Origin of the sequence: Campylobacter sp., from assembly GCF_019423325.1 — a bacterium.
In the GTDB taxonomy this organism is placed as follows: Bacteria; Campylobacterota; Campylobacteria; order Campylobacterales; family Campylobacteraceae; genus Campylobacter_B.
This window is the reverse complement of the sequence record NZ_JAHZBQ010000004.1, coordinates 54809-80357: the sequence shown is the minus strand read 5'-3', so window position 1 is coordinate 80357 and position 25549 is coordinate 54809. Positions and strand designations below refer to the sequence as shown.

The following is a 25549-nucleotide window of genomic DNA, read 5'->3' as shown; positions in this document are numbered from 1 at the left end:
GTAATTGTAGCGAAGCCGCCTTAAATTTGCGTCCGTTAACTTCCGTGAGATAAAATCCCGTTTTTAAAGGAGCGCCCGTGAAATCTTTATTAAAAATCAACGGATTTTTGCCGTTTTTGGCGATTATGTTTATCAACGCAAGCGTTGATCTGGGCCATAAGATCACGATTCAAAACGTCCTTGTCAAAAGCGCCGATTCAGGCGCTCTCATCGCTCTAACATCGCTTGTAAATTTGCTGATTTTGCTGCCTTACATATTTCTTTTTAGCGCCAGCGGCTATCTCAACGATAAATTCTCGCGCACCCGCATTACGCGGGTCTGCGCGAAACTCGGCGTCGCGCTTACCGCGCTCATTACGCTAGGTTATCTGTGCGGATGGTTTTATTTCGCATTTTTTATGACGATCCTGCTTGCGGCGCAAAGTGCGATCTACTCGCCCGCTAAATACGGCTTGATTAAAAAAATCGTCGGCGCGAAAAATTTAGGCGCGGCAAACGGCCTCGTGCAGGCGCTTACCATCATCGCGATTCTGCTTTCATCGCTTGTTTTTTCGGTAATTTTCGAGCTGTTTGCAGCTCGCAGCAGCGACGCGGGCGAGCTGATGAGCTCGGTTTGGTTCATCGGCGTGCTTTTGGTCGCGGGCTCCGTGCTTGAAACATACTACTCGTATAAAATTCCATTCTTCGACGCCGCGCAGCCACAGGCGGAATTTAATAAAGACGACTATCTTAAACTTCGCTATCTAAGGCAAAATTTAAATTTTGTGCTAAAAGACAAAAACGTCCTGCTCTGTACGCTGGGACTTGCGATGTTTTGGGCAGTCTCACAGCTCGTGATCGCGACCTTTCCCGCTCACTACAAGAGCCTTAGCGGCAGCGACAACGTAATGGTGATCCAGGTGATCTTGGCGCTTAGTGCGATCGGAATCGCGCTAGGCTCGATCTTTGCGGGCAGCTACTGCAAAAAACATATCGAGCTCGGTATCGTGCCGTTCGGCGCATTCGGGCTTGCGCTCGCGCTAATGGTGCTAGCCAACACGCACTCGGTATTTTGGCTCGGTGCGGCATCGTTTTTCTTCGGATTTAGCGGCGGAATTTTCATCGTACCGCTCAACGCCGTAATTCAGTTTTTTACCGCCGACGAGCGCATGGGGCGGGTGCTTGCAGGCTCAAATTTTATCCAAAATATCTTTATGGTGCTATTTTTGCTCATCGCCATCATCTTGGTGCATTTTGCAGTCGCCAGCGGCGAAATTTTCGTTATGGCTGCTCTTTACGTTCTTATCTGCGGGATCTTCGGCGCAAAATATCTGCCGCAGCTTTTCGTTAGAATTTTACTCATTCCGTTTATGAAATTCGGCTACCAGGTCCACGTAGACGGCGTCGAAAACATCCCACAAAAAGGCGGCGTACTGCTTTTAGGAAACCACATCAGCTGGATCGATTGGGCGGTGGTGCAGCTTGCGTGCCCGCGCGGAGTGCGCTTCGTGATGCATCGCAGCTACTACGATCTGTGGTATTTGAAGTGGTTTTTTAAAATTTTCCGCGTCATTCCGATCGGAGCGGGCGTGAGCAAAAGCGCGATCGAAAGCATCCGCGAGGCGCTAAATGCAGGCGAAGTAGTGGGGCTCTTCCCCGAAGGACACATCAGCTACAACGGCCGCATAGACGAGTTTCAGGGCGGATTTGAGCTCGCCGCGCACGATACGAACTCCGTAATCGTGCCTTTTTATATCAGAGGGCTTTGGGGGTCGACATTTTCGCGCGCCAGCGAGCATTATAAAAGAACGATCTCGCAAAGCGGCAAAAACGCACTTCGCGTAAGCTTCGGCGCGCCAATTGAGGCAAATTCCAAAGCGCACGAGGTAAAGCGCGCAGTAACGGAGCTGTCGTTTTTCAGCTGGGGCAAATACCTCGCAAGCCTAAAGCCGCTTGCCTACAACTGGCTAAATCAAGCCAAAAGATCGCCTTTTAAGCGCGTGGCGGTCGATAGCACTGGAGTGAGCTTCACAAATTTAGCGATGATGAGCGCCGTTTTGATACTTCGCAAAAGGCTAAAGAGTCGCATAAGCAGCGAGGAAAACGTCGGTATCATTTTGCCTAGCTCGGTCATCGCAAGCGCCGTAAATTTAACGCTTTTTGCGATGGGCAAAACGAGCGTAAATTTAAACTACACGCTAAGCGAGGAAAATTTAATCTACTGCGCGGATAAAGCAAACATCCGCACGATCATCAGCTCGCGCAAATTCGTAGAAAAGCTCAAATCAAAGGGCTTTGAGCTGGATAGTTCGATCGGCGATCGGCTCGTATACCTTGAGGATCTAAGCGAGGGCGTTTCTAAAAACGAGCGCATAGCCTGCGCGCTAAAATCGCTGCTAATGCCTAAAATTTTATTTCGCGCGCTGTATTTTAAGCCGCACGCGATAGATGACGTAGCAACCATTTTATTTAGCAGCGGCAGCGAGGGAAAGCCCAAAGGCGTGGTTCTGACGCATAAAAATATAATGGCGAATGTCCGTCAAATTTCAGAGCTCATAAACGCCAACGAGCACGATGCGATTTTAGCGTCGCTACCGATCTTTCACTGCTTCGGACTTACCGTAACGACGCTCTTTCCGCTAAACGACGGAATCTTAAGCATCCACGTGCCCGATCCTACGGACGCCTTTAGCGTCGGCAAGATGAGCGCAAAATACGGCGCTACGATAATGTTCGGCACGTCGACGTTTTTTAGGCTCTACACCAAAAATAAAAGGCTCAATCCGCTTATGCTAGCAAGCATTCGCCTGGCGATTGCGGGCGCGGAGAAGCTAAACGAAAACGTCCGCAAGGAATTTAAGATAAAATTCGGCATCGAAATTTACGAGGGCTACGGCACGACCGAGACTGCACCGGTGGTGAGCGTAAATACGCCGAACGTCCTCGAGCCCGATTTTTTCAAAGAGCTTCACTTCAACCGCGAAAAGAGCGTCGGCTTGCCGCTTGCGGGCACGGTCATAAAGATCACCGATCCCACCTCGCTACAGCCGCTGCCAAACGGGCAGGAGGGGCTTATCTTAATCGGCGGACATCAGGTTATGAAGGAGTACTACGATGAGCCGGCAAAAACCGCGGAGGCGATCGCGCAAATAAACGGCGTGCGCTACTACAAGAGCGGCGACATCGGCTATATCGACGACGATGGGTTTTTGTTTATCACCGACCGCCTTTCGCGCTTTGCCAAAATCGGTGGCGAGATGATCAGCCTGGGCGCGGTAGAGAGCGCCGTGGGCGAAATTTTAGGCGAAAGCGCGATCTATTCGTGCGTGAACCTAAAAGACGAGAAAAAGGGCGAAAAGATCGCTCTGCTTTACGTGGGCGAGGTGAGCGAGGATGAAATTTCGCGCCGCCTGAAGGACTCCGCGCTGGCGCCGATAATGCAGCCAAGCGTCGTAAAAAAGGTCGAGCAAATCCCGGTGCTAGGCAGCGGCAAGGTAAATCTCAAAGCGGTAAAGGATCTGGCGATAGAGCTCGGGCTTTAGGGCAAAATCTAAGTAAAAGGATTTGGTTAGTGCGAGGCTTTAAAACCACGAAATTCCGGCTATATCGCAGAGTGGTAGAATTTTGGTTGTATCGTAGCGTGGCGAAATTTTGCGGTGCAAAATTTTAATTGATTGAAATTGTATGGTATGAAATTTAAAACTCTAGGAATTGAAAAGCCCGTGCGATAAAAATACGCTGCGAGTGCAAGATGACGGGGCTACTGACGCTACTCGTCGTTATTGGCTATAAAACAAGAGCGTGACGGCAAAATTTCGCGATGTGGATTTGTGAAGCTGGGGGGGTCTAAGGCATTAAATTTCAGGCTGCAAAATTCAAAGTCGAGAAAAATCTAACTGCTAAATTTCTATTAATTTAGTTTGTAAAATTACGCGCATAAGGCGTCTTAGTAAAATATGAAATCCCGTGCTTAAAATTCCACGCCGCGACATAAAAAGGAATTTTAATCGTGGCAAACAAGCGCGATATATCGACTCAGCCATGAAATTCCGCATTAAAATTTTACGTCGAAACCACAGACGAAATTCCACAAAATTCTATCGAAATTCTATGAAATTTTACCGAGAATGAAATTCTTTAAATTTCGTAACGGAGCGAATTTTTAAATCCCGCTCCGCTACTCAAGAATTCCGCAGCATATTATCTTGCATAAAATACTGCTAGTGCGTCTTTAGATGTATCATTTTTGCCGGCAGGCTCCTCTTTGCCATCGGACATTATCTTAAATCCCGGCGCCAAATCTACGCTTTTATCGTTATTGGCGACGAAATTAAGCTCTATTGTTGCGCTAGACGGCGCTTTTTTATTAGATGCGCCATAACTAGCTTTTAATTGCTCGGGCGTCAATTGCGAATAATACACCGCGCTTTTCAAGAAATCTAATACGCCCGATAGATATGTCTTATCTTTTTTGGGGTCTTGGTCTTTTAGAATTTCATCCTCTAGCGACTTATCGCAATCGATCAATTCCTTCTGATCTTTGTATTCTATCTTACCTTTTGCTTTTATAGTCTCTTGGAATTTCGTGTCGTTTAGTTTGCAAAGCTTGTTAGCTAGCTGAAGCAAGCTATTCCTATCATAAGCTTTACCCCTATAAAACTCCATAGTACTATCCATATTGCTATTTATAGCATCTTTACTATATTCCTCAAGACGTTTTTTAGTCGCTTTCTCGCGTTCGGCATTTATTGCCTCCACATCTATGTCGCACACCATCGTGACGGATTTTAACCCACCGCGATCAGCCTTCGACCACGTGATATTTTTACATCTTTTCGACCCCTCGATCGCCGTGCCTATACTCATAGATTTAAAATCGGGCAAAGTATAGTTTTTGACGAGTTCTATCTCGTCCTCACCGCATCCTGCTAACACCAAAGCCGCCGCTACGGCACCCATCATATATCTGAGCTTCATACTTACTCCTTAAGATTAAAGTAAGGAATACTAGCCCCCCGCTTAAAATTTAATTAAATTTGAGGTAAATTTTGAGATTAATTGTTAAGCATTAGCGGAATATTTTAAAATCTCACTAAATTTATCGGCAACAAAATTTTATGTGATAAAATAGGCTAAATTTTATTTGCCAGTGTGATGCAAAAAATTACAAGCAGAAAGAAGTTTTAAAATTTTATAGCTTTGTAATTTAGCTAGAGCTTTAATGATAATTCTAATTTGCCGCGAAGCGCACGCTCCACGGCAAATTTAAAGGAGGACTATTTAAAAGATGGAGCGATCTGCGCTACCCACGCCTCGATGCGGCTCTCGGTGAGATCGCTTTGATTGTCATTGTCTAGCGCGAGACCTACGAATTTGCCGTCCACTACGGCCTTGCTCTCGTCAAATTCATATCCGTCGGTAGGCACTGCACCTACGATATTTGCACCCGCTTTTTTGAAGTTGTCGTATAGCTCGCGCATTGCGTTGCAATACGCATCGCTGTAGCTCGAGCTATCGCCCATACCAAAAATCGCGACGGTCTTGCCCGCGACATCAAGGGCTGAGAAATCAAAGCCCGCCCAGTCGTCCTGCAACTCTCCGTCGTTCCATGTAGAGCTGCCGATGATGAGCGCAGTGTATTTATTTAGATCTGCAGGCGCGATGTCCGCAACGTTTTTTAGCTCGTTTTCTATGCCTAGCTTTTCTGAGATCAGCTTCGCGGCGTCCTCAGTATTGCCCATCGAGCTTCCAAAAATAATTCCAACCATTTGGTATCCTTTTAATAAATTTTGTCGGTAAGCTTGTATGGTACTAATTTCATAATGAAATTTCCCTTAAAGCATTCGCTTTTTATCTCGACGTGGCGGTTAAAATTTTCATTTTTTGGATATACAAGATACACGGCATCGAGGTTTGCTCCGCGACAAAGCTCTAGCGCTTTTTTTATATCATTATCATAAATGGCTGGATTTTGAGGTAAAATTTTTTTAAAGCTCGTAACCACGCCTAGGCTAAAACCGCTCTTGCGAACTACGATGAGCTCGCCTGATTTGCCCACAAGCTGCAGCTGTGCGCCTGCATTGCGAAGCGTGATTTTGCAAAATACGAAGTTGCGAAACGCATCGTCTCCATTTAGCAGCAATCCGCTACGCAGACTCACGATCGCGCGAGTTAGCTTATAAGCGGGCTTGGCGACAAATACGGGCAGTGGCATGCCGCGCAGATAAGAAAAGATTATCGCGTTATCCGCCACGCAAAATTTCACGGCGGGCTTGAAGCGGTAAATTTTACGAGCCCCGCGCCTAAGCTCGGAAGCGATAAAATTTAAAAATGCGGTACGAAACTGCGAAGCGCCCTTTAAATTTGTGGGCGGAATTCTATAATCCGCATTAACGTTAAAATTATATAGAGCTAGCATCGCTCGCGCTCGCGAAGCCGCATTATAATCCCGCAGCGCCTCTGGCGCAATCTCGCTCCCGTTCGCATCAAAGCCAAAAATTTCGCCGCTAAAGAATTTTTTATTAAAAGCTTCGGCATTTAAAATTTCATCATCAATAAGCTCATTATCGCGCCGCAGATCCGTTTTTTGGCGTTTTTCGCGCGCCGCGATATCTCGTTTTGACGCGGTAGTATCTTGTAATAAAGCTGATTTCTCGTCCGAACGCTTAGCGCAGAAAAAATTCTTTTGCGCTGAGCCAGTGTCGTAAAAAGCCCTTGCCGTTAAATTCCTATTCGCGCCGTCTTTTTGCGCGCTCTTTGCAGCATGCGGCTTAGAGGCATTATGATTAAGTGCGTCCGATTTGCCGCTTGAAAACTTTTTAGATTTGCCGCTAAATTTTTTACTTTCGACATGCGCAAGGCAAGTAGCGTTAAATTTGCTATAATTTAAAAAATCCTTGGAATTTAGCTCGCCTGTTTCATCGTCATAAGCATTTAATTGTGGCGTAGTGCGCGATTTTTTAACCGCTTGCCTGGACTTGCCGGCATTATTTAAATTCCTTGGAATTTTAATCATCTTCACAAGGTCTGCAACCAAATTCTTGATTTAAATTGAAAACCTTACAGTATTCGCAAAATACGCAGCTAACGCTTCTTTTAGCGCATACAAGCGGGATTTTGCGCTTTTTTACTTCGCCTTTGATTTTTTTCATCGTGTTGTGGTTTAAAAAGCTCGTAAGCATCACGACACACTCGGTATCTTGCGGGATCGGCTTACGATTTACGCGATTTTCATTTCGTGCATCCCAGTGCTCGATATTGCTCGCGCCAAGGTCTTTTAAAACCGCCTTAATGGGCGTAATCTCATCTGCTCCTATAACTAAAACGTTCATTTCATCCCCTTATATGATTGATAGTCGTTATTATAACAGAGAAAGATTAAATTTAACTGATAATATATATAAAAATTTGAAATTATAAGCTGGAATTTTACCGGCTCATATTTGATATTTACTCGCTTAAAGCTAGACTTACTGCCGCATCGATGTGGATCTGCGTAGTATCGAATAGCTGCGCGGCGGTATCTGCTTGAGATACGAGCAGCCCGATCTCCGTGCAGCCCAGTATCACGCCCTGCGCGCCGCGAGCTCTAAGCCCTTCAATGATCTGCAAAAATTTCTCTTTGGAGTGCGGTAAGATTTTACCAAAGCAAAGCTCATCAAAAATTACTTCGTTTACCGCTTCCATTTCGTCCACGTTCGGCACGAGCACCTCTACGCCGCCCTCTATTAGGCGCTGTTTGTAAAAATCCTGCGTCATCGTGTAGATCGTACCGAGCAGCCCTACTTTTTGCACGCCACGTTTTCGCAGCTCACTTAACGTGGCGTCCGCGATATGCACGAAAGGCACGGATATAGCGGCTTTTATCGCCTCGTAGCACTTATGCATCGTATTGGTGCAAAGAAAAATATAATCCGCGCCGCCACCTTGCAAAACCCGCGCGTGACGAGCTAAAATTTCGCCCGCCCTGCCCCACTCATTATCTCTTTGACACCGCTCGATCTCGTCGAAATTTAAGCTACTTAGCAGGATTTCGCCGCTACTTAGCCCACCTAGACGTTCGTTAATTTTGCGATTGATCCCATCATAATAGGTAATCGTAGATTCGTAACTCATGCCGCCGATTAGTCCGATTTTTTTCATGGATTTTCCTTTTAAAATTTATACGGAATTTTATGCAGTCCCGCGAAATTTAATAAAATTCCGGATTGCAAAATTCGCAGAGCCGGAATTTCAACAAATAGCCGCAAAGCTTAAGTATTCTCGCTTGCGGCGTCCGTAGAGACAACCTCATCGCCGAAATCGGCATTTGCGAGGCGTTTTAGCTGGCGGTAACGCCTCATCGCGTCGGCTTTGTTGGCTTCATAAAGCTTGCCCGCGTGCTCCGGATCGATTTTTTTAAGCGCGTTGTAGCGGACCTCGTTTAGTAAAAATTCCTCATAAAGGCTCCAGTCGGGCTCTTTGGATGAAATTTTAAGCGGATTTTTACCCTCCTCCGCAAGCCGCGGATCGAAGGTATAGGTCGGCCAATAGCCGCATTTGCTCGCAAGCTCGGCTTGATCGCCGGAGCTGCCCATGCCGCCTTTGATGCCATGCGCGATACACGGCGAGTACGCGATGATGAGACTAGGTCCCGGGTAGGCCTCCGCCGCCATGATCGCCTTTAGCGTCGCGGCTTGGTTTGCGTTGGAATTTACCTGCGCGACGAAGATGTTGCCGTAGGTCATCGCGATCTGGCCGAGGTCTTTTTTCTGCACCGCCTTGCCGCCTGCGGTAAACTGCGCGATCGAGCCGCGGCGGCTAGCCTTGGAGCTCTGTCCGCCGGTGTTTGAATAAACCTCCGTATCTAGCACCAGCACGTTTACGTCCTCGCCAGTAGCCAGCACGTGATCAAGTCCGCCGTAGCCGATGTCATAGGCCCAGCCGTCGCCGCCGATGATCCATTGCGATTTTTTGTTTAGATACTGCTTCAGTTCTAAAATTTCACGAACCCCCGGCGCGTCTAAATTTTGTTCTAGCAGCGGCACCAGCCTATCTCTGATCTGAGCGGATTTTAGCGTATCGTTTCTGTTTTCGATCCAGTCGTGATAAAGCGCCTTTAGCGCGTTTGGCACGCTTGGGAGCGAGCCCAGCATCAGATCCTCTATCTTATGGCGCAGCGTCTCGCTTGCGATCTTCATTCCCAGCCCGAACTCGGCGTTGTCCTCAAAAAGCGAGTTTGCCCACGCGACGCCGCGGCCGTTCTCGTCCTTGCGGTACGGCATCGAAGGCGCCGATCCGCCGTAGATCGAGCTACAGCCCGTGGCGTTGGCTACGATCATATGATCGCCGAAAAGTCGCGTGATCAGCGTGATATACGGCGTCTCGCCGCATCCAGGGCACGCGCCGTGAAATTCAAAATACGGGCGCGCAAATCCCACGCCCTTGACGCTTGATCTGTCCATCAAATCGTCTTTGTATCTTACGTGCTCGAATAAAAAGTCCGCGCTTTCTTGCTCGCCTTTTGCGAGTTCTTCTTCAAGCGGCACCATGACGAGCGATTTTTCCTTGCTCGGGCAGTTTTCGGCGCAAAGCGCGCAGCCCGTGCAATCTAACGGGCTTACTTGGATCTTATATTTTAGCCCCTTCAGCTCCTTGCCCTTGGCTTCTAGCAGGTGATCTTTTAAATTTAAAGGCGCGGCGGCCTCGTCCTTTTCGTCTAGCAAAAACGCTCTGATTACGGCGTGCGGGCAGACGAAGGTACACTGGTTGCACTGGATGCAGTTTTGCTCGATCCATTTAGGCACCGTGACGCCTACGCCGCGCTTTTCAAATCGCGTGCTACCTGCGTCAAACCCGCCGTCCTCGTGTCCTAAAAACGCCGACACCGGCAAGCTATCGCCGCGCGCCGCGTTCATCGGTTTTACGATCTTTTCTATAAATTCGTCGCCCTTGTATTTGTCGTCCGCGCCCGCTGCATCATCTTTTAAATTTGCCCACGCGGGGTCGATCGCTACCTGCACTAAAGCGTCCGCTCCCCTATCGATCGCGTCGCAGTTCATCGCCACGACCGCTTCGCCCTTTTTGGCATAAGTTTTCTTGGCGTATTCCTTCATATAGCTCTGCGCCTGCTCGAACGGAATGATGCCGCTGAGCTTGAAAAACGCCGATTGCATGATCGTATTAGTGCGGCCTCCGAGCCCTATATCGCGTGCTAGCTTAGTGGCGTTTAGAATGTAAAATTTTACCCGTCTGGCAGCTAGAATTTTTTTGACCTTGTTCGGAAGCTTTGCCGCCGTCTGTTCGGCATCCCAGATGGAATTTAAAAGAAAGGTTCCTCCCTCGCGGATGCCGCCGATGACGTCGTAGATGTCCAGATACGCAGCGACCGAGCAGGCGACGAAATGCGGATTTGAGACGAGGTAGGTCGAGCGGATCGGTCTTTTGCCGAAGCGCAGGTGCGAGCGCGTGTAGCCGCCCGATTTTTTACTGTCGTAGGCGAAATACGCCTGCGCGTAAAGATCGGTTTTATCACCGATGATTTTAACGGAATTTTTATTCGCGCCCACGGTGCCGTCTGCGCCCAGACCGTAAAATAAACACTCGGTCTCATCCTCGTAGCCGAGCGAAATTTTATCTCCCACGGGCAGGGATAGATGCGTCACATCGTCGTCGATGCCGATCGTAAAGCCGTTTTTAGGCTCGTCCGCCTTTAAATTTTCATACACGGCGATTAGCTGCGCGGGATCAACGTCTTTGGAGCTTAGACCATACCTGCCGCCCACGATGAGCGGGGCGTCCGCACGCCCGTAAAATGCGGCTTTTATGTCCAGATACAGCGGCTCGCCGAGGCTGCCTGGCTCCTTCGTGCGGTCAAGCACGGCGATCTTTTTAACGCTTTTAGGCATCGCGGCGAAGAGATATTTGAGGCTGAAAGGCCTGTAGAGATGCACTTTTAGCACACCTACCTTCTCGCCTTTCGCGTTTAGATGATCGACCACCTCCTCAAGGGCTTGATTGACCGAGCCCATCGCTACGATCACGCGCTGCGGCTCACTTGCGCCGTAATAGACGAAAGGTGCGTACGACCGCCCCGTGATCTTTGAAATTTCGCTCATATACTCCGCGACGATGTCCGGAAGCGCATCGTAAAATTTATTGGTTAGCTCGCGCGTCTGAAAATATACGTCGTCGTTTTGCGCCGTGCCGCGAGTTTTAGGATGCTCGGGGTTTAGCGCGTCAGCTCTAAATTTACGCACGGCCTCGCGATCGAGCAAGCGATCAAACTCGGCATAGTCCATCACCTCGATCTTTTGAATTTCATGGCTCGTGCGAAATCCGTCGAAAAAGTGCAAAAATGGCACTCGCCCCTTAATCGCCGCAAGATGCGCAATGCCGCCTAAATCCATCACCTCCTGCACGCTGTCGCTTGCAAGCATCGCAAAGCCGCTTTGGCGACAGGCGTAGACGTCTTGATGATCGCCGAAGATGGATAGCGCCTGCGCCGCAAGCGCGCGCGCCGCGACGTGAATGACGCCCGGAAGCATCTGGCCCGCGATCTTGTACATATTTGGAATTTTTAGCAAAAGCCCCTGCGATGCGGTGTACGTCGTCGTAAGCGCACCCGCTTGTAAGGATCCGTGCACGGTGCCCGCCGCGCCGCCCTCGCTTTGCATCTCGACTACTTTAACGGGCATGCCGAAGAGGTTTTTCTTGCCCTGCGACGCCCAGATATCGGTGTAATCCGCCATAGGCGAGCTAGGCGTGATCGGATAGATGCCCGCGACCTCGGTAAAGGCGTATGAGACGTAAGCCGCCGCCTCGTTTCCGTCCATCGTTTTCATAACTTTTGCCATTTTTAGTTCCTTTGGAATTATCAAATTTCGCTAATTTTACATATTTATTGCTTAAAAATTTAAATGCTTCGCAAACCGAATAAAATCCTAAAGCTTTATCACAGCGGCGAGCGATAAGCACTATATACGGGCGGTTTGAGAACGAGCTCTTTCGCCGCTTTGAAAATAAAATTTTGCGTACTTTAAGCGCAGCTCGCTAGCAACAGGTAGAAATTAATGTAAATTTAGCCGTCTGACTCGAAATTCTAACCTAAATATCAAATGACGGGAATGCGCGAAAATTAAGAAATTTAAAAATGCACTTGCCACAAGATAAAAAGACCTCATATCGCAACAAGACTGGATAATAAAATTTAGCCACTACAAAACCTCAACCGCTATACGCATCCAAGCTCGACGTAGCGAAATTGTATTTATGGCTTGCTATATCGCGGCATATAAAATTTCAGCACATTCTGCTAAATATAAGGAATTTTACTGCCTCCTGCCGAGCGCAGCGCAAATTTCATTTTAAATTTTCATCGATCGCTCGCTGTGTGAATTTTACCACACGCGACTTTGCGTTTTGAGCGTAAATTCTATTTCCGCAAGCTGCGAGGAGGATAAATTTAGCTATAATCCTCCGCTTAGATTTAGCACGAAACGCGGCACGTATATACGGCGCAGAATTTAAAATTTTAAAATTCCGAGCAGAACTCGAAAAGCTAAAAACCGCTAAATGCGCTAAATTTAAAGTCTGAATTTAAAAGCTGAAAAGAGAAAACCGATGAACGTCCATAAAATAGCTTACGCTAGAGTTATCGCGTTAGCATTTGCCGCCTTTATTTTTAACACGACTGAATTTATCCCCGTAGCGCTGCTAAGCGACATCGCAGCGGATTTTAGCATGGACGTTACGAGTACGGGGCTAATCATCACAATCTACGCGTGGGCGGTGAGCATACTCTCGCTGCCGCTGATGCTGCTAACCTCAAAGCTCGAGCGCAAGAGGCTGCTTTTGCGACTTTTCGTGCTATTTACGCTAAGCCACATCCTGGCCGCTATTGCGTGGAATTTTACCATTTTGGTAATCGCGCGACTTGGCATCGCGATTTCGCATGCGATCTTTTGGTCGATCACCTCATCGCTCGTCGTGCGCGTAGCGCCGATAAATAAAGGCTCGCAGGCTATCGGCATGCTGGCTTTGGGCACCTCGCTTGCGATGGTTTTGGGACTTCCTTTGGGGCGCGTGGTCGGCGAGCTTTTCGGTTGGCGCATCACGTTTTTCGCAATCGGCGCGCTTGCGGCGGCGGAGGCGCTGTTTCTTTGGAAAATTTTACCGTTTTTACCGAGTCGCCGCGCGGGCTCTCTTGCGAGCTTGCCGATGCTTGCAAGGCGCCCGATGCTGCTTGCTTTGTATCTGCTGACGCTTTTGATCGTAGGCGCGCATTTTACGACCTACAGCTACGTCGAGCCCTTCGTGGCGAAATTTAACCCCGCAGGCGATCACTTCGTGACCTACGTCCTGCTTGCATTCGGCGCTTCGGGAATCGCCGCAAGCGTGCTTTTTTCAAAGCTTTACCGCTCTTTTCCAAACGCCTTTTTGATCTGCTCGATCCTTTTTATCCTAGCCTCGGTGCTGACGTTAAAAGCTTTTGTCGCAAATGACGTAGCGCTGCTGCTTGCAGCTTTCGTCTGGGGAGTGGGGATTTTCGGCTTCGGGCTTTGTTTGCAGATTAGGGTTTTGGCGCTGGCTCCCGATGCTACCGACGTCGCGATATCGATCTACTCGGCGATTTATAACGTAGGCATCGGCGGCGGAGCGCTTTTGGGACATCAAGTCGCAACGAGATTCGGGCTTGAGCACATAGGCGAGGCGGGCGCTATACTGGGCGCGCTAGGGCTTGCAAGCTACCTCTATGCAAGCGTAAAATTCGCACAGAAAAATAGCGCGTAGGTTAAATTTGCGAAAGAGCTTAGCGCGCTTTTAGTTGGCACTTTAAAACAGCGGCTTTGCGGGTTTAAATTTTTAAAATTTATCCATGCGACTAGCTAAATTTTGCAGATAAATTTAATCTCGCGCCTAGTTGCACCGTTTATAATCTGCGCTATTTCTTACGGCGCCATGTCCTTGCCATCAAGCGTAATATCCGAAGTGCTTAAATTTAGCGTCAGTATCACTGCGATCGATAAAGCCTTAAAATTTTTTATCAATTCTCCCTTGATATAATTTATGTGATTTTAAAAAGCAATTTTAGAAGCTATTTGATCGGGAAATGTTTTGGTTGATGTAGAAGTGGACATAAATTTAATCTCGATAAGAATTTAACAAGTTTGCCGCAGCGCGGATTTCATACTTTTTTAAAAAATACTTAAAGACTGTTTTTTATCGCATCTTCCAAAATATTTTTGGTCTTATTAGTATGTGCTGTGTTGAGATGAACTAATTTTTTTAAGTCTTTTTTCTGATACGCTTCTATTATCGCCTTGTGCTCCTCATTTGAGGATTTTATATGAGTTTTTTTATAAAACAAAGACAGTGAAACATATGGGATTGCCGCCATTATAAGGGTTTCGACGATATTAAACGTCCTACTGCCGCTTTCGCTCTGCCAAAAGCATCGATGAAAATTGGCATTTAACAAAGCCCATTCGTTTAAATCTGTGCAAGTTTCGATCTGCTCTTGGATATTAATTGCTTTTTGTAGATACTCAGTATCATATTTTTCAAACGCATCCGTTATAAGTTTGCTTTCCAATAAAATTCTGAGTTCATAAATTTCTTTTGCTTCCTTATAGCAAAGCCCTTTTACAATTGCGCCTTTAAACGGATCGAAACTGATCAGTCCTTTTGCCGTTAGAATTTTTAACGCTTCTCTTACCGGCGTAGCGCTAACGTTAAACCTCTTTGAAATTTCATTTTGTTTCAGCTTGGAGCCGGATTTTATATTCCCGTTTAAAATATCTTGGCTAAGGCTATGGACTATAAATTCCGTCGTAGTGATGGGACGATCCGAATTGAGATGTATCATTTATTCTCCGTTTTTTAGGAGTATTATACAAAAATAATATAAAAACAATCCAGATCGGCGCCTTAGAAATTCCCAAATTCTTTTTTTATCTGTTCCAAATTCATATTATTTGCCAGCAAAAGCATCAGTAAAAGCCTTGATTTAATCGGCGATAACCAGCCAGACATTATACAACCAATACTTTGTAAATCCATCTCTGAGCCTTTATAACCGTATGTCTTAGTAGCACAAATCCCACTACCGGTGCGAGAAGCGACGACGACCGGAATTTGAGCACCTCTTAGTTTATCCACCATATCATATGATACATGTCCGGCACCTACGCCACTAATTATGATACCGCTATAATTAGCACGTAAGGCGAGCTCAATCATTTCACCCTCGCAACCTAAATAGCTTTGTATAATCTCTACTTTAGGAAATTTGACGTCAGGCAAAGGATAAATTTTACGCGATACGGCAGGAGTTATAAATTTTACTTCATTCTCTATCACAAGTCCCTGAATACCGGCATTTATAGATACAAAAGTTTGCAGAGAAAAGGTGTTGCTCTTATGAACCCATAGTGCACTATGAATCGTATCGTTTAGTACTACCAGCACACCCCGATCTCTACTTTGCGGACTAATAGCGGTTAACACGCTAGCATATATATTGCCGGCACCATCCGAGCTAATAGAATCGGCATTTCGCATAGCGCCGGTAATAACCAACGGAGCATACTCATCCCAAACTAAATTTAAAAAGAACGCGCTTTCTTCTAGCGTATCGGTTCCTTGCGTAATGACTACGCCTACTGCTCCTTTAGCAATCTGCTCTTTCGCCCATTTATAAACTTCTACGAGATCTTGTACCTTTAAACTACCGCTAGGAAGAGCCAGCAAGGTTTTAGCCTCTATTTGCACCATCTCCCTTAAAGCAGGTACTGCGCCTACTAACTGTTCTGCACTAAAGCTAGGTTTAACTCCGCCTTGTCCACCGTTCGCGCTCATACAAATCGTACCGCCCAATGCGCCGACTGCAATTTTTGGCTTTGACATTTTTTGCTCCTTTGCTTTTTTAGTTTGGGAAATTATACCATATTTTAAAATTTTTCAATACAAAATACTAAATATTATATATAATTTTTTAAAAAAATGTTATAATGCTCAACGAAATTTTTAAAAAGGAGTTAACAATGTTAGTCGCAGCTCAATGCGTCATGATTTTTACGCTTATCTTAATGATAAGCGGTAAGACGCCGTTATATACTACGGCTATAGTCGGTTCGGCAATTAGCGCGCTAGTAGCAGGATTTCCAGTAACAGGACCAAAGAATGTTGTATCTTTGGCCTCTCTTATTATCGGAGGTTTAAATCCGGTTATTGCCGATATGACAGGAATTTTAATGTTTATCGGCGTTATGCAAGCAAGTGGTTTCATGGATGTAATTATTCGAAGTATTGTAAGACTAGGAAATAGGCTGGGCGGTGGCGTAGGCGTAGCGACTGCCGGCGGTATAGCGGCTGCGGTAATAGGTATGCTTACCGGTTTTACGCAACCGGCTATTACTGCGGTCATAACCGGTACGGCATCCGTGAAGCTTGGAGTAGATCCTAATAAATCCGCTGGTATTCACGGACATGCCGGTATTTTAGGCAACTACGGCGGTTTTACTCATCCTACGCAAGTAGCCGTCGTAGCGGTGTCAAATATCGGATTCGGACTAATTAACGTTATAGGTACGTTTGTCGGACTTTGTGTTTTTGCTTGTGCCTTTTTTAGATTAAAAAGAATGCGAAGCGGCACAACGCTTAGCAAAGAGGATATCGAGCGCATTTCAAAAGAATTTGAGGCAAAGGCTGACGAAGCTCCGGTTTGGAAAGCGTTTTTGCCTTTTATTGTGCTTTTCATCGGCTTTATTGCAGGATTTCCAGTCTTTGTAGTAGGTATTGCAAGTGCGATTATCACAATTTTGCTTTCCGTCTTAAATTTTCAAGAAGGCGAAAAAAATATGCTTGAAGGCGTCGGCAAGATAGCTACTCCACTTGTAGCTACGATAGGTTTTTTATTTATGAGCGGCGTTATAAAGCAAATTGGATTAGCCGATCTTATCGGTCAAATTTTTACCCCGATGCTAACTCATGCGCCTATACAAAGTATGCTAATAGTATCGGCGTTAGCAGGTTTTGTAACTCAAAGTAATGCTGCATCAGTAGCCATAACCATACCATTTTTGCAAGCCGCTCTTTCGCTAGGCACGGCGACACCATTATCATTAGCCGTTATGGCTGCCGGCGGTAGCGCTATGATGCAATACTATCTCACGGGAGGTCCGGTCGCAGCACTGGCAACCGTAATTCCGGTAATCCCGGGATCGGAATTAAAAGCGGCGAATAAATTTCAACGTCCAAATATGCTATTCGGATTATTAGTATTATTCGTTTTGTCATTTATGTTTTCGATATTTTAAATTTGCATAAGCCGTCGGCTAAATCTAGCCGACGGTTTAGCTTTGACCTATTATTAAACCTAAATATTTTATAAAATTTGGCAGTGTGGTAAATTTATACTGTTTAAATTTTATTTTATAAACCCGACCTGCGGTAAAATTTCAGCTAGCGCCGCGTCCTTTTTCTCGTTAAATTTGACCTTGTTTTGCTCGAAAAGATTATTTCCGTGCACGTCTATGGAGACGATGAGTGGACCAAACTCCTTCACGCGGCACTTCCACAGCGTCTCGGGCATCCCAAGCTCCGTCCAGTCCGCGCTCTCGATCTGCTCGACCTGCGTCGCGGCCACCACCGCGCAGCCCGCGGGAAATACGCAGTGTATCGCGCCAAACTGCTTGCAGCCGCTCATCGTGCCTTCGCCCATTCCCCCTTTGCCCACTATCAGGCGCACGCCCGTTTTAGCGATAAATTCGCGCTCGAATTTCTCCATCCTCATGCTAGTCGTCGGCCCCACGGAGACCATCTCAAAGCTTTTTTCGCCCGTTTTTCTGATGATCGGCCCTGCGTGCAGGATCGCGCCGCCTGCTATATCTAGCGGCAGCTCGCAGCCCTCCTGCACGATGCGTCTGTGCGGCACGTCGCGGCAGGTGACGATGTGTCCGGTTAGATAGATCACGTCGCCGATCTTGATATCTGCCAGATCCTCGGGCGCGATCGGCGTGGTTAAAATTTTCTTACTCATAGCGCGAACTCCTTGTGCGATTTTACGGCAAAATTTAGCTGCTCGTCCCAGACGATATGGCCTTTGCGGTGCGACCAGCAGCCCACGTTTACGGCGACGGCGATGACGCTTGGGTGGCGGGCGCAGTTCTCGATATTTACGCCCATCACCGAGCTTGCGCCGCTCATGCCTTGCGGGCCCAGGCCGATTTTGTTTATGCCCTCTTCGAGCAGCTTTTCGGTTAGCGCGGCGCGTTCGTTTGGATTTGCCGAGCCAAGAGGTCTCATCAGCGCTTTTTTGGATAGCAAGGACGCCACGTCGATCGAGGTACCCACGCCCACGCCGACTAGTAGCGGCGGACAGGCGTTTATGCCGTAGTTCGTCATTATGTCCATCACAAATTTCACGACCCCCTCGTAGCCCATGCCCGGCATCAGTACGGTCGCTTTGCCGGGCAGGCTACAGCCGCCGCCAGCCATATAGGTGTGTATCTCGCACTCGCTGCTACCCGGCACGATCTCCCAAAATACGCTCGGCGTGCCCTTTCCGACGTTTTTACCGGTGTTATACTCGTCGAAGGTCTCGACGCTGTTGTGACGCAGCGGAGCCTCGCGCGTCGCTCGCAGTACGGCCTCTCGCAGCAGCTCCTCAAGCTCGCCGATGAGCGGGAAGTTCGCTCCGCAGCGCACGAAAAACTGGATCACGCCCGTATCCTGACAGGACGGACGGTCTAGTTGCTTAGCTAGGCGCTGGTTTTCAAACATCGTTTTGTAGATCTCCTTCGCTAACGGCTGCGTCTCGCGCTCACTAAGCTCCCATAGCTTCGCCGTCACATCATCAGGCAGCACTTTGCCCGTGTAGCCGACGAATTTTGCCATGACCTCGGTCATTTTTTCTACGGCTTTTTCTTTATCCATCGCTTCTCCTTTGCTAAATTTTACTTTCAAATTTTTCATAAGCGCCCGCCAGGACGCAGCCAACCGCGTAGCAGAGCAGATCGGCGAAATCAAACGTCCCGCCGATCATTACTTTTAAAATTTTATTTTCTACGCCTAAAATTTGCACCGCGCCCAAATACTGCGCTAGCTCCAAAGCCGCCGCAAACGCGAAAATTTTAAGCGGCAAATTTAAAGGCGGCGCGCTAAAAATAGCCCGCGTCAAAGCATAAAGCAAGATGACGGCCAAAACGTCGCCCAGGTAGTGCCGCACGAAGCCGCCCTTTACGCAGATCGCGATGTAAATTTCAGCCGCCAAAATCACGCCAGCCGCGGCTAAAAACGCTAGCCTCGTTCTCGCGCTTTGCCTTGTTTGCGGCTTTTGCGCGAGCTTTGCGGCACTTTTTTGCTCGTTTAAATTTTCCCCTCGCAACGCTTTCCTTTTAAATTTAGCCGTTAAATTTGACCCGCGCGGCGGGCGTAAATTTAGAGATGATTTATCAGGCTCGCGTTGTACGCGGCGCCGAAACCGTTGTCGATATTTACGACGCTGACGCCGTTTGCGCAGCTATTTAGCATCGATAGTAGCGCCGCCAGTCCGCCGAAACTCGCCCCGTATCCCACGCTGGTGGGCACTGCGATCACGGGCACTCTCACGAGGCCTGCCAGCACGCTAGCTAGCGCGCCCTCCATGCCCGCCACCGCGATCACGACCTTTGCGCCGCGTATCTGCTCTAAATTTGCGATCAGCCTGTGCAGCCCAGCCACGCCCGCGTCGCTAAATTTACGCGCGTCGTTGCCTAAAAAGCGCGCCGTCTCGTACGCCTCCTCCACTACCGCGCCGTCGGCGGTGCCGGCAGATACTATCGCGATATAGCTTTGCGTGAGCGCGGGCTCTTTAAATTTGACGCTGATCACGCGGCCGCGAGCGTTAAACTCCGCCTGCGGCAGCGTCTCGCGCACGCGCTTAAAAACCCGCTCGTTCGTGCGCGTGATTAGGATATTTTGCCGCCTCGCGCCGATCGCCTCTGCGATGCGTAAAATTTCATCATCCGTCTTGCCCTCGCCGTAGATCACCTCGCCCGCGCCGTTTCGCAGGGCGCGCTGAACGTCGATTTTGGCGCAGCCCACGTCCTCGTAGGGGTAGTTTTTCAGGTACTTTAGCGCCTCTTGCTCGCTCACGCGGCCGCTTTTTATCCCCGCGAAAAGCTCTAAAATTTCATCCTCTCTCATGCAAAACATCCTCTCTAAGCCCCTTTAGATCGAGCGTCACATCCGCTGCGCCCAGCATCACGAGCTGCCTAACGATATCTTTAAATTTCGCATCGTTTAGAAAGCTTTGCATGCTAGCAAAGGGCATTTGCAGCTTTATATTTTTGCGGTCGCACCGCGCGCGGACGTTTGCGTAGCCGCTTGCGATGAGTAGATTTTCCGCCGCTTCGATCAAATTTAGCTCGCTCTCATCGATCTCACGCCCGTGCGGCAGGCGCGTTAGCAAGCACGCGTAGCCGGGTTTTTCGGCGGTGGGTAAATTTAACTCGCGCGATAGCTCGCGGATATCTGATTTGGTTAAATTTATCAGCGGCGAGAGTACGCCGAGCTCCTCTTTTGCTTTGAGCCCCGGGCGGTATTCGCCCAGATCATCGCGGTTCGTGCCGTCTGCGACGCGGCTAAAGCCAAGCTCACGGGCGCGCTCGATCAGGCTCGAAAATACTGCCTTTTTGCACAGATAGCAGCGGTTTTCGGGGTTGTCTTTGATCTCCTCCGCGGCGCCTAGCTCTAAAATTTCGTGCCTGATGCCGTAGATGCGGGCAAATTCTACGGCTTCGGCGATCTCGCGCGAGGACATGTAGGGCGATCTGATCGTTATGCCCATCGCGCGCTCACCCAGCGCGTCGTGCGCGGCGCGCAATAGTAGCGAGCTGTCCGTACCGCCGCTAAATGCGACCGCGAGTTCGCCCAGCCCGCGCAGATCAGCCTTTAGTTTTTCTAGTTTCGTCATAGATTTCTAGCGCCTCTCTCCGCACCCGCTCGATCGTCGTGCCGTGCGTGAGCGCCGCAGTCTTGCACTCGTCAAATTCGGGCTTTATTTTTTGCGTTTGGCTGCTGCCTGAAATTTTAAGCCCTATCTCGCCGAATTTCGTCTGCACCCGCACAAACTCGCGCTTTAGCTCGGTTTTAGCAACCTCTACCTCGCGGACGCCGATCGCCGTCGTGTGCGTAAAAATCAGATCCTTTAAATTTTGCGCGTCCTGCTTGCGGCACAGCGCGTTTAGCTCAAAGCCTGCGCGCCCTTTTTTCATAAAAATAGAGCGGCTAAACACGTCTAGCGCGCCGTTTTCGCGTAAAATTTCGCACGCAAAGGCGAAGCTCTCGGCGTCCATATCGTCGATGTTCGTGGAGATTAAAATTTGCTTGCAAACCTCGCCGTAGCCTGAGCGTGCGCCTAAATTTGGCTCGCCGCTTTCATCGTTCAAATTTTCATCCGCCTCGCAGATTATCGCGCGAAGCACGTCTGCAAAGCCCGCTGCGTCCTTGCTGCCTGCACCGTAGCCGATCTTTTCTATCTTAAAGCTCGCGCCGTCTACAAACTCGTCCGCGCAGGCCTTTAAAATCGCCGCTCCCGTTGGCGTGGTCATCTCGAAATTTGCGCGCCCTAAACTTATCGGTACGCCTTTTAAAATTTCGCAAACGGCGGGTGCCGGCACGCTAAGCGCGCCGTGATCGCAGATCGTTATGCCGCCGCCAAGCTCGATTTTGGAGCTTAGCACGCGCGAGACACCCAAATTTTCAAAAAGATACTCAAAGCAGATCGCCGCGCCCGCGACATCCACGATGCTATCTATCGCCCCGAGCTCGTGGAAATGCACCCGATCGACGTCCGTGCCGTGGACTTTGGCCTCCGCCTCTGCAATGGTGCGAAATATCGCGCCCGCTCTTTGTTTGCAGCTCTGGCTTAAATTTGAACTCTCTAAAATTTGCTTGATATCGGCGTAGCTTCTGGCGTGGGGCTGCGATTTTAGCGGCACGACGTCGATTTTAGTCGCAGCGATGCCGTTTTTTAGCACGCTTTTGCGCTCCAGCTTAAATTCGCCGGCTAAATTTAACTTCTCAAGCTCGGCGCAAAGATAGTCAAAATCCACTCCGAGCTCCACCAGCGCGGCTAAGTTCATATCGCCGCTAATGCCCGCGCTCGCGTCGTAATATAAAATTTTAGCCAAACTTACGCCTTAGGCACCATCATCGAGCCAAACGGCAGGATGATGATTTTTGCGTCCGCGCCCTTTTGCGCGAGTGCGTCGTCCACGGCCTTTTGGATGTCGTGGTACGGCTTTAGGTGTACGGCTCGCATCTCATCGTCGCTCAGATCGCTTACCGCCCAGGTCTGCGCCCAGAGCGAGATTTCGGCCATTTTAGCGGCCTTATGATAGCCGAGCTTAAAACCCGCACTGATCTTTTCTAGCACCTTTTTAGGCGTGTCGGCGGAAGCCATCAGATCAAAAAACGGCTTTGGTCCGATGCCGGTGCGGCACTTTGCGACCATGATTAAAATTCCGTCCTGCGCGAGCGCTAGTTTGCCGTTATCTAGGGCTTTTTGCGCCTGATAGAGATCGACGTCCATCGGATAGGGCGCGACCGAGATCACGATGTCGGCCTTGCGCGGGATGTCTACGCAAAAGACCTCGTCTGCCTTTTTCACGCAATCGTAAAAGCTATCGTTTAGATCGCCAGCACTTGCGTAATAAACGCCGTGCTCGCTATCAAGCACCGTCTGGATCGAAAAAACGTCGATATGCGCAAGAACTTTCATCGCGTCGATCATATCTTCGTGCACTGGGTTGCCCTCTAGGCGCAGCGCCTGCGCGTCGGCGCTAAGAGCTAGCTTGTGATTTTGCGTGATGCTCTCGTATGACGCGGTGCCCGGCAAAAAGGCCTTTCTGCCGCCGGTGTAGCCTGCAAAATAGTGCGGCTCGACCGAGCCTATGACGATTACCTTTTTGGCTTCTGCTACGATTTTGTTTAGATACATCTGCGTGCCGTTTTTTGACTCGCCTAAAAACACCATCTCGTCGTGCTTGGAGTCGTGATCGTGAACTTCGTTTTTGGCTCTGATCTCCGCGTAAATTTCTTTGCCGAAGATCATCTCGTATTCTTCCTGCGTGCCCTCTCTATGGCAGCCGGTGGCGATGATGAAAATTTTATTTTTCTCGCGGATTTTCGGGTAAATTTGCTTTAAAATTTTTGCCGTCGGCGTCGGTCGAGTGCCATCATTTACGATGATGACGATCTTTTGCTCGCCTGCTATAAACTCGTCAAAGCTTTTTTGATTTATCGGATTTGCCAGAGCCTTTGCGATGAGCGCCGTTTCGTCAAATTTAGCCACGGGGTTGGGGTTAAAAACGCCTAGTAAATTTTTCTCGTTTACCTCTAAGCTTAGATGATCATCTTTGCCGTATGCGATAGGGATTTGCATATCTGCCTCCTATGTGGAATTTGGCGGGATTATAACGTAAATTTTATTTAAAACGGATTAGCCTAGAGCGGGTTATGAATAGAATTTAGAAAGCTTTAGAATTTAAAAATTTAGAGCATTTAAAATTTCAAAATTTTATAAAATTTTATAAAGCCACTGGGATTTGAAATTTAAAGCTCGCGAGTATCGAACTCGCGAGCGTATAGCTATTATAAATAGCCGTAAATATGAGCGAAGATAAAGCCCATCGCGCATGAAGTAAGAACGCCTATTAGCCCAGGGAAAATGAAGCTGTGGTTGATGACGAATTTACCAATGTGCGTAGTGCCCGAGCGGTCGAACTGGATCGCCGCAAGATCGCTCGGATAGGTAGGTAGGATATAGTATCCGTAGCAAGCAGGTGCAAACGCAATAATAAGACCCGGATCGATACCGATGCTAACCGCTAGCGGTACGAAAGTAGCAACCGCTGCTGCTTGAGAGTTAAGGAATTTACTAATCAAAAGGGAAACGATGACATATGTCCACGGATACGCCATAACGACCTTACCTAGCGACGCTTTTAGCATTTCGATATGAGCAGTAAACATAGTCTCTGCCATCCATGAAATTCCATAAATGGCTACGAGCGCGATCATACCGCTATGAAAAATTTCGTTTTTAGCGATATTGCCCGCTTTTATGCCCGAAGCGATCATCATGATGGATGCTGCAAGAAGCATGAAAATTTGAATGGTTAAGACCATATTTAAATTTGTGGTCTTTTTCATAGTATCTTTTACGACAATGCTTGCATTTGCGATACTTTCGCTCTTATCGCCTGTCGTGATGACGACATTTCCGTCTTGAGAGACGATGCTTTGAGCAAGCTTTTTATCTTTGTCGTAAATTTCGACGCTATTAAATTTCGTCGCATCCTTAGCCTTAGACTCTTTGACGTTTGAGACGACCTTACCGCCATCCACCATAGAAATGACCTGACCATCTTTGATCGTGATATTTTTGACCGTTTTTTTATCGACGATGATCTCTACGGATTTGCCCGGAACATTTTTAGTCCACGCAGGGCGTAAGCTTTTTTCGTAACCCAAAACCGCAACTAGCGCAATAGTGGCTAAGAAAATCCACATGCAGATCCACTTAATCCTAGGAAGCTTTTGACCTAGCAAGGTCGTGCTTTCGCCGTAGATATATTTTTTCTGCTCTGGGTCTTTGATCTTTTCTTGGAATTCCGGATCTTTATCTAGATCTTTACCTCTAAAAATCGACCACGTTCCGATCGCAAGCATACCGATGAAAGTAGAAGGGATAGTGAGTTTTAGCAGATCCAAATACGTACTAAAGCCCTCGATATGCACGCCTTGACCTAGTAAGATCGCGACCATCGAAACGCCGGCAACCGAAACGGGGCTAGCGATGATAGCAAGTTGCGAGGAGATCGTAGAAGCAGCCATCGGGCGCTCAGGGCGAATTCCATTTTTAATAGCTACGTCATAAATGATCGGAAGCAGCGTATAAACGGTGTGTCCCGTTCCGCACAAAATCGTAAGCGTCCACGCAACAGTTGGAGCGATGATACAAACCATCTTCGGATGCTTACGAAGCAATTTCTCCGCTATTTGAAGCATTACATCAAGCCCTCCCGTAGCCTGTAGCGTTGCACTTGCTACGACAACTGCGAGGATAGTTAAAATAACGTCCACTGCCGGCTTACCCGGCTCTAATCTAAATCCAAACACTAAGATCACTAAGCCTATACCGCCTAGAATTCCCAGCGCCATACCGCCTTTTTTAGCACCGTAAAACAAACAGCCCAAGACTATAATGAGCTGCAAAAAGAATTGAGTGCTTTCAGACAAACTTGTCAGAAACTCCATAGTTTCTCCTTCAGTAAAATTTAAAACAAACTTTGGCGATTATACTAACTTTTTATTTAAACAAAATTAAAGGAGCGTTACGAATTGTAAAAATCTGTCAAAATAAAAATTTACTAAAATTATAATTTTAAAGCGGAATTTATATAGCAAAAATGTGAAAAATAAAATTTCACTTAGAGCTGTTTTTATATCATAGAATTTCGTAACTTTTAAGAAATCTTAGAATTTCATTATAGCTCAAGCTTTAAACCGATTTTTAAGCCTTGGGAGAGTATCATTTCGCAAA

19 protein-coding genes are annotated in these 25549 nt (G+C 47.9%); 3 read left to right on the top strand and 16 right to left on the bottom strand.

What is annotated here, in order from left to right; translation table 11 throughout:
- The first annotated feature begins 77 nt into the window (after window positions 1-77).
- Window positions 78-3521, top strand: coding sequence for an acyl-[ACP]--phospholipid O-acyltransferase (locus tag QZ367_RS10030; protein ID WP_291940270.1), 3444 nt, complete (start codon window positions 78-80; stop codon window positions 3519-3521).
- A 658-nt stretch (window positions 3522-4179) separates the two neighbouring features.
- Here QZ367_RS10030 and QZ367_RS10025 read toward each other — a convergent pair.
- The 6 genes from QZ367_RS10025 to nifJ all read right to left on the bottom strand — a co-directional run bounded on the left by QZ367_RS10025 (window position 4180) and on the right by nifJ (window position 11813).
- Window positions 4180-4956, bottom strand: coding sequence for a hypothetical protein (locus QZ367_RS10025; RefSeq protein WP_291940268.1), 777 nt, complete (start codon window positions 4954-4956; stop codon window positions 4180-4182).
- Between the two features lie 299 nt (window positions 4957-5255).
- On the bottom strand, window positions 5256-5747 hold the full coding sequence (gene fldA, locus QZ367_RS10020; RefSeq protein WP_177389208.1) for a flavodoxin FldA: 492 nt from the start codon (window positions 5745-5747) through the stop codon (window positions 5256-5258).
- Window positions 5748-5758: 11 nt separating this feature from the next.
- Window positions 5759-7000, bottom strand: coding sequence for a hypothetical protein (locus tag QZ367_RS10015; RefSeq protein WP_291940265.1), 1242 nt, complete (start codon window positions 6998-7000; stop codon window positions 5759-5761).
- Entirely contained in the window at window positions 6987-7310 is a 324-nt protein-coding gene (locus QZ367_RS10010) for a DUF2325 domain-containing protein (RefSeq protein ID WP_005870807.1), read from the bottom strand. The genes QZ367_RS10015 and QZ367_RS10010 overlap by 14 nt, the downstream gene beginning before the upstream one ends.
- A gap of 118 nt (window positions 7311-7428) precedes the next feature.
- Window positions 7429-8121: an aspartate/glutamate racemase family protein gene (locus QZ367_RS10005; protein ID WP_291940263.1), complete on the bottom strand. Its 693-nt coding sequence runs from the start codon at window positions 8119-8121 to the stop codon at window positions 7429-7431.
- Between the two features lie 110 nt (window positions 8122-8231).
- Complete coding sequence (gene nifJ, locus QZ367_RS10000) at window positions 8232-11813, bottom strand: pyruvate:ferredoxin (flavodoxin) oxidoreductase (RefSeq protein WP_291940261.1); 3582 nt, start codon at window positions 11811-11813, stop codon at window positions 8232-8234.
- Window positions 11814-12579: 766 nt separating this feature from the next.
- On the opposite strand from nifJ, the gene QZ367_RS09995 reads away from it, so the two are divergent.
- Window positions 12580-13749, top strand: a complete 1170-nt coding sequence (locus QZ367_RS09995; RefSeq protein ID WP_291940259.1) for a sugar transporter — start codon at window positions 12580-12582, stop codon at window positions 13747-13749.
- 415 nt (window positions 13750-14164) lie between these two features.
- On the opposite strand, the gene QZ367_RS09990 is transcribed toward QZ367_RS09995, so the two are convergent.
- Both QZ367_RS09990 and QZ367_RS09985 read right to left on the bottom strand, forming a co-directional pair.
- Window positions 14165-14824: a GntR family transcriptional regulator gene (locus QZ367_RS09990; RefSeq protein ID WP_005870820.1), complete on the bottom strand. Its 660-nt coding sequence runs from the start codon at window positions 14822-14824 to the stop codon at window positions 14165-14167.
- Window positions 14825-14886: 62 nt separating this feature from the next.
- Window positions 14887-15864, bottom strand: a complete 978-nt coding sequence (locus QZ367_RS09985; RefSeq protein WP_291940256.1) for an asparaginase — start codon at window positions 15862-15864, stop codon at window positions 14887-14889.
- Window positions 15865-16001: 137 nt separating this feature from the next.
- On the opposite strand from QZ367_RS09985, the gene QZ367_RS09980 reads away from it, so the two are divergent.
- Entirely contained in the window at window positions 16002-17276 is a 1275-nt protein-coding gene (locus QZ367_RS09980) for a citrate transporter (protein ID WP_291940255.1), read from the top strand.
- Window positions 17277-17386: 110 nt separating this feature from the next.
- Here the strand turns inward: QZ367_RS09980 and ttdB are convergent, their stop codons facing one another.
- The 8 genes from ttdB to QZ367_RS09940 all read right to left on the bottom strand — a co-directional run bounded on the left by ttdB (window position 17387) and on the right by QZ367_RS09940 (window position 25263).
- Entirely contained in the window at window positions 17387-17998 is a 612-nt protein-coding gene (gene ttdB / locus QZ367_RS09975) for a L(+)-tartrate dehydratase subunit beta (RefSeq protein ID WP_291940253.1), read from the bottom strand.
- Complete coding sequence (ttdA, locus tag QZ367_RS09970; protein ID WP_291940252.1) at window positions 17995-18894, bottom strand: L(+)-tartrate dehydratase subunit alpha; 900 nt, start codon at window positions 18892-18894, stop codon at window positions 17995-17997. Before ttdA ends, ttdB begins: the two co-directional genes overlap by 4 nt.
- A gap of 13 nt (window positions 18895-18907) precedes the next feature.
- Window positions 18908-19345: a DUF2809 domain-containing protein gene (locus QZ367_RS09965; protein WP_291940250.1), complete on the bottom strand. Its 438-nt coding sequence runs from the start codon at window positions 19343-19345 to the stop codon at window positions 18908-18910.
- A gap of 53 nt (window positions 19346-19398) precedes the next feature.
- On the bottom strand, window positions 19399-20145 hold the full coding sequence (gene larB, locus QZ367_RS09960) for a nickel pincer cofactor biosynthesis protein LarB (protein ID WP_291940310.1): 747 nt from the start codon (window positions 20143-20145) through the stop codon (window positions 19399-19401).
- Window positions 20132-20914, bottom strand: coding sequence for an ATP-dependent sacrificial sulfur transferase LarE (larE, locus tag QZ367_RS09955; protein ID WP_291940248.1), 783 nt, complete (start codon window positions 20912-20914; stop codon window positions 20132-20134). The genes larB and larE overlap by 14 nt, the downstream gene beginning before the upstream one ends.
- Window positions 20886-22133 carry a nickel pincer cofactor biosynthesis protein LarC gene (gene larC / locus QZ367_RS09950; protein ID WP_291940246.1) on the bottom strand — a complete coding sequence of 416 codons (1248 nt, stop codon included), beginning with the start codon at window positions 22131-22133 and terminating at the stop codon, window positions 20886-20888. The genes larE and larC overlap by 29 nt, the downstream gene beginning before the upstream one ends.
- A gap of 2 nt (window positions 22134-22135) precedes the next feature.
- Entirely contained in the window at window positions 22136-23386 is a 1251-nt protein-coding gene (gene larA / locus QZ367_RS09945) for a nickel-dependent lactate racemase (protein WP_291940244.1), read from the bottom strand.
- A gap of 209 nt (window positions 23387-23595) precedes the next feature.
- Entirely contained in the window at window positions 23596-25263 is a 1668-nt protein-coding gene (locus tag QZ367_RS09940; protein WP_291940242.1) for an anaerobic C4-dicarboxylate transporter, read from the bottom strand.
- Between the last annotated feature and the right edge of the window lie 286 nt (window positions 25264-25549).

Excerpts from the sequence above, each read along its gene's own strand:
- QZ367_RS10025 (WP_291940268.1), bottom strand. The coding sequence starts at position 4,956 with ATGAAGCTCAGATATATGATGGGTGCCGTAGCGGCGGCTTTGGTGTTA.
- fldA (WP_177389208.1), bottom strand. The coding sequence starts at position 5,747 with ATGGTTGGAATTATTTTTGGAAGCTCGATGGGCAATACTGAGGACGCC.
- QZ367_RS10010 (WP_005870807.1), bottom strand. The coding sequence starts at position 7,310 with ATGAACGTTTTAGTTATAGGAGCAGATGAGATTACGCCCATTAAGGCG.
- QZ367_RS10005 (WP_291940263.1), bottom strand. The coding sequence starts at position 8,121 with ATGAAAAAAATCGGACTAATCGGCGGCATGAGTTACGAATCTACGATT.
- nifJ (WP_291940261.1), bottom strand. The coding sequence starts at position 11,813 with ATGGCAAAAGTTATGAAAACGATGGACGGAAACGAGGCGGCGGCTTAC.
- QZ367_RS09995 (WP_291940259.1), top strand. The coding sequence starts at position 12,580 with ATGAACGTCCATAAAATAGCTTACGCTAGAGTTATCGCGTTAGCATTT.
- QZ367_RS09990 (WP_005870820.1), bottom strand. The coding sequence starts at position 14,824 with ATGATACATCTCAATTCGGATCGTCCCATCACTACGACGGAATTTATA.
- QZ367_RS09985 (WP_291940256.1), bottom strand. The coding sequence starts at position 15,864 with ATGTCAAAGCCAAAAATTGCAGTCGGCGCATTGGGCGGTACGATTTGT.
- QZ367_RS09980 (WP_291940255.1), top strand. The coding sequence starts at position 16,002 with ATGTTAGTCGCAGCTCAATGCGTCATGATTTTTACGCTTATCTTAATG.
- ttdB (WP_291940253.1), bottom strand. The coding sequence starts at position 17,998 with ATGAGTAAGAAAATTTTAACCACGCCGATCGCGCCCGAGGATCTGGCA.
- ttdA (WP_291940252.1), bottom strand. The coding sequence starts at position 18,894 with ATGGATAAAGAAAAAGCCGTAGAAAAAATGACCGAGGTCATGGCAAAA.
- larB (WP_291940310.1), bottom strand. The coding sequence starts at position 20,145 with ATGAGAGAGGATGAAATTTTAGAGCTTTTCGCGGGGATAAAAAGCGGC.
- larE (WP_291940248.1), bottom strand. The coding sequence starts at position 20,914 with ATGACGAAACTAGAAAAACTAAAGGCTGATCTGCGCGGGCTGGGCGAA.
- larA (WP_291940244.1), bottom strand. The coding sequence starts at position 23,386 with ATGCAAATCCCTATCGCATACGGCAAAGATGATCATCTAAGCTTAGAG.
- QZ367_RS09940 (WP_291940242.1), bottom strand. The coding sequence starts at position 25,263 with ATGGAGTTTCTGACAAGTTTGTCTGAAAGCACTCAATTCTTTTTGCAG.